General features: G+C 54.5%; 4 protein-coding genes. All 4 read left to right on the top strand.

Annotation, left to right across the window (positions count from 1 at the left end; genetic code table 11):
* Nucleotides 1-367: SLC13 family permease (locus ABX962_RS30730; protein ID WP_372725301.1), on the top strand; the 367-nt coding region annotated here is incomplete at its 5' end.
* 550 nt (nucleotides 368-917) lie between these two features.
* Entirely contained in the window at nucleotides 918-1,577 is a 660-nt protein-coding gene (locus ABX962_RS30725; protein WP_372725299.1) for a TetR family transcriptional regulator, read from the top strand.
* Entirely contained in the window at nucleotides 1,567-3,354 is a 1,788-nt protein-coding gene (locus ABX962_RS30720; protein ID WP_372725297.1) for an efflux RND transporter periplasmic adaptor subunit, read from the top strand. Before ABX962_RS30725 ends, ABX962_RS30720 begins: the two co-directional genes overlap by 11 nt.
* On the top strand, nucleotides 3,354-4,670 hold a 1,317-nt coding region (locus tag ABX962_RS30715), incomplete at its 3' end, for an efflux RND transporter permease subunit (RefSeq protein WP_372725295.1). The genes ABX962_RS30720 and ABX962_RS30715, both read left to right, overlap by 1 nt.

Below are 4,670 nucleotides of genomic sequence, written 5' to 3'. Positions count from 1 at the left end.
CGGCAATCTTGGTTCGTTGGCAGCGATCTTTATCGCCACGATGATCTGCACGGAACTGATCACCAATAACGCAGCGGCGGTGTTGATGTTTACCATTGCGGTCAGCACGGCAGGCAAATTGGGGGTCGATCCGGCTCCCTTCGTGATCGCGGTCATGATTGCGGCATCGGCAAGCTTTCTGACGCCGATCGGTTATCAAACCAACACGATGGTTTACGGTGTCGGCGGTTACCGTTTCAGTGACTACGTACGGTTCGGCTTCCCGCTCAGCATCATTGTGTTTGCGGTTTCGATGCTGATCATTCCCCAGGTCTGGCCGTTCACCCCCGTCGCACTGCCAGCACCCGTCATTTTGCCCGCGCCGTAATTTTGGCCGCCCCGTAATTTCATGGCGGCGTTTTCGGTTGCGCGACATTACGGTGATTTCTCCGTCAACTCCGACAGACTGCTGATTTCGTTAGCCGGTTTGTCGCTCACGGTTTCGTCAGCATCCAACCGGGGCTAGCGCCCAAACGGAGCGCTGTGAAGCAATTTCTGGTAGCTACCTTCGCCAGAAGGTGGTGATTCGCATTTGCACGCCAACATTCCACGCTCTGGCGAGCGTAGCTACGAAACGCAAATGCCGTAATTTGCCGCCTCAAAATGCTTCGCAGCGTTGGCCAAACGGCTAACACAGGAGCGGTGATGTCTTGCTAAATCAGCAGTCTCGCTCCGTTGGGGGGAGAGACAACGGTGGAATTAACCGAAAGATAAACACCCAAAGTCTGGCGTTGATCCCCCGACTCACCTCCCTAGTGCGTTTCAACGCTGCTCTAGACAGGATCGAGGGAACACGACTAAACTATTGTCGACCGGTGGTCGATAAATAGTGGACCGGCGGTCGTGTTTTTGAAGTGCGATGATGGGAGTCCGACAAAATGAATTGGCAGCGAGCGAGGAAACCGGCGCAAAAAGCCGAGCGAATGACCGCGATTCTGGATGCCGCCGCGTCTCTGTTTGACGAGAAAGAGCTTTCGCAAATCTCGATGCGGGATGTGGCCGCGCGGGCGGGGGTGGGCAAAGCCAGTCTGTATCACTACGTCAAAACGAAGGAAGAGGTGTTTTTGTCGCTCTACGGTCACGAGTTGCAGTCGTGGCTCGAGAGCCTCGAGAAGCGTCTCGATCGTCTCCGCAAACCCACGCCCGAGCGTGTCGCTGCGGCACTGGTCGACGAATTGACATCGCGGCCCCGGTTGTGCCGTTTGAAAGTGGTGTTGGCGGCGGTGCTCGAGCGTAATCTGTCCGACGAAGCGATCACGGAATTTAAAGAGTCGCTGCTAGAGCCGACCGATCGATTTGTGACGCTAATACACCAAACGCTGCCCCGGCTTTCGCTGGCTGCAGCCAAGGATTTTTTGTTGCAGTATCACTCCGTGGTGTCCGGATTGTGGCCGATCGCTCATCCCAGCGATCAAGTCGTCGCCATTCTGGAAGAACCAAAATATAGTGAATTTCGTGTTGATTTTGCACCGTTGCTTCAGCGAACGCTCGTGAAATTGTTGCAGCCCAGCGAAAAAGGAAACTCCGATGCAAGGTAGACTAACTCGTGCGGCTCGCCGCAGCGGTTGGTGTCTGTTTCTCGTGACGTGCGGTTGCATCGTGGTGTCGGGATGTCAGAAACCGCCGATGGAATTTGCAGACAAAGCGGCTCAACCGGTGACGGTGATGACGCTCGTAAAAGCGATGCCCCCATCGTCCTTTATGGCGTCCGGCAGCGTCAAGTCATGGAAGACCGAGGATCTTGGTTTCGAAGTTTCGGGACGGCTCGAGTGGGTGCTCGAACCTGGCTTGGACGTGGACGGCCGGATCGTGGATCCCGATGGAAAACTCATTCAACCAGGCACGCCACTTGCCCAAATTGAAACGGCTCAATATGACATTGCAGTCCAATCGGCGCAGGCGGATGTCGAGGTGGCTGAGCGTAAAAAAGAGAGCATCGAGATCCGATTGCTTGAAGCGTTGCCGGTGGAGATCGAGTCGGCAGAGGCGGATTTGAATTTGGCGAAAATCGAATTCTCGCGAATGCAAAAACTGAATCTTCAGCAAGCCGCCTCACAATCCGAGTACGACCAGGCAGAGAATTTGGTGCAAACGCGGAAGACAGCGTTGCGGTCACTCGAGGCAAGCGAGAAGCAGGCTCGCGCGGAATTGAAGTCCGCTGAATCCGAGATCCGACGTGCCCAACAAGTGCTTCGAGATGCCGAACGCGACCTGAAAAACACCACACTCTTCGGTTCCTATCAAGGCCAAATTGCTGAGGTGATGGTGGTGCCTGGCAGCGTCGTTACCGCAGGATCGCCGGTGCTGCGTCTGCAGATGTCTAACCCGATCAAGGTCGAAGTTGAATTGTCATCGCAACAATCACGTCAAATTCGCCAGCGGCGAAATCTGCCCGCGTCGTTTGAATTGCCCGATGGCACGATGCGGCATGTTAATGCGTTTGTCTATAGCATCGCACCCAGCGCCGATCCGACGACGCGAACCTTTACGATGACGCTGTTACTGCTGAACGAGAAGTTTCGCGACACTTTGCCGGAATCGATCTCGGAGGACACCGTGGCACGGTCCGAAGATATTTGGCCGCTCAAACTGAATCGCATGATGGGAACCCCTGCCGAGGTGACGCTCGTCGAAGAGAAGTCGATCCACCACGATGACGAAGGAGCCTTCGTTTATCGCGTGACCAATGCAAAGCTAAACGATGTCCTGCCAAAAATATTAAAAGTCGAACGTCAACGTTTGATTGAAAATGATTTGCGGATTCCGTTTCTGGGAAATTGGGTCTTTCGCTCGGTTTCGTTCTTGGATGACGATGGCGGCAGCGAAACGCTATCGCTGGACACGATTTACATCGGCGAATTGGAACAGGGCCCCTCCGCCGCGTCCGCGTGGGACGGCGAATCGGTAGTGTTGGACGCGGGAGCCCAGTGGATGCTGCGGCCTGGCGACTTAGTCACGGTGGATCTCTCTAGCAACGATGCGGATTTTGGTTTCCACGTGCCGATCGATGCGATTTACGAAGAATCGGGCGAGACGTTCTTGTTTGTCGCCCAAGATGGACACGCAAAAAAGTTGCCGGTTCAATTAAAGCAATCAGGCAATTTGGATGTCGGGTCGTTGGTCGAGATTCAATCGCCCTTATTAACCGATGGGATACAAGTCATCGTCGGAGGCGTTCATTATTTGCGTGACGGTGAAGCGGTGCGGATTGTGCAAACCGCGTTAACCGTGACCACCGACAACGACTTGCCCCTGAATGTTCCTAACGCGGACATCGATGAAAAAACGGACATTGATGAATCGGAGTCCTTGTAATGTCACTCCCTGCATTGGCGGTCAAGTATCGCCCGATCGTGATCTCGGTCGTGCTGCTCGCGATGGTTTGCGGCGGATTTACCTATGTCACCATCCCGCGTCGTGAAGATCCCGAGTTTACGATTCGCGTTTGTGTCGTATCGACTTCCTGGCCAGGGGCGCCCGCGGAAACCGTCGAAGAATTGATCACGGACAAAATCGAACAGAGTTTGATCAGTATCGAAGAGGTCGACTTTACCCGGTCAACGACGTTGACGGGCCAGTCAACAATTTTTGTTGAATTGGAAGACAACGTCGCACCCGCCGAAATCCAGAACGTTTGGGACAAGGTCCGCGCGCGTGTACAAACCGTGCCAATGCCCGAGCCCGACATCGTTCCCGTCGTGAACGATGAATTTGGCGATACGGCGGTGTTATTGCTGGCTGTGCGTCAAACACCCTCGCATGACCGTGACCACGTTCGCCCGCAGGATCTGTATCCGCCTCGTCAGTTAGAAATCTATGCCGAAGAGGTCCAAGACGCGGTGCGGTTGTTACCGGGGGTGGCCAAAGTCGAAATGTTCGGCGAGCGAGATGAAGCGATCTATATCGAAACGGGGCTCGCCAATTGGTCACAACTCGGTTTGACCACGGAACAGCTTGAAACGTTGGCCAGCGAACGAAACATTATCGAAGCCGGAGGCGAACTGGATACCGAATCGGGCCACTATGCCGTCAAAACAGGTGGTGAATTTAATGCGGTTCAAGAGATTCAGCAGATTGCCAGCACCGTTCGCACCAATGGGGGTGACAACAGTGTGCCACTTGCCGAGCTCGGTTTGACGGTGACGCGAGGCTTCGAGGATCCCGCAGATTACATTTGTCGTTTTGGTGATACGTCCGCAGTGACTCCCGCCGTGATGTTGGGGATCACGATGAAGTCGGGATCGAACATTATTGACGTTTGTGACGCCGCCAAAGCTCGGGTGCGAATGTTGGCCGATGTTGAACAGCGGCTGCCACCGGACATCGCGGTCACTCCGGTCTCGGACCAAAGCGAAAGTGTGGCGAAGAAGATTCACGATGTGATCATCAATGTGGTCGAAGCCGTGTTGATCGTGGTGGTCGTCGTCTATTTGGTCGTCGGTTTTCGCACTTCGTTTGTGATGGCGGCGAACATTCCGATTGTCGTCGTGATCGCGGTCGGGCTGATTGCTCCTTTGGGTGTCCAATTGGAACAGATTTCGCTTGCCGCGTTGATCATCTCGCTTGGCTTGTTGGTCGACAACGCGGTTCAAGTTTGTGACCAAGCTCGTACGAATCAGATTGCCGGGATG

This window comes from Novipirellula sp., assembly GCF_041583735.1.
GTDB lineage: Bacteria > Planctomycetota > Planctomycetia > Pirellulales > Pirellulaceae > Novipirellula.
This window is presented reverse-complemented; position numbering and strand designations above follow the sequence as displayed.

Excerpts from the sequence above, each read along its gene's own strand:
- ABX962_RS30725 (WP_372725299.1), top strand. The coding sequence starts at position 918 with ATGAATTGGCAGCGAGCGAGGAAACCGGCGCAAAAAGCCGAGCGAATG.
- ABX962_RS30720 (WP_372725297.1), top strand. The coding sequence starts at position 1,567 with ATGCAAGGTAGACTAACTCGTGCGGCTCGCCGCAGCGGTTGGTGTCTG.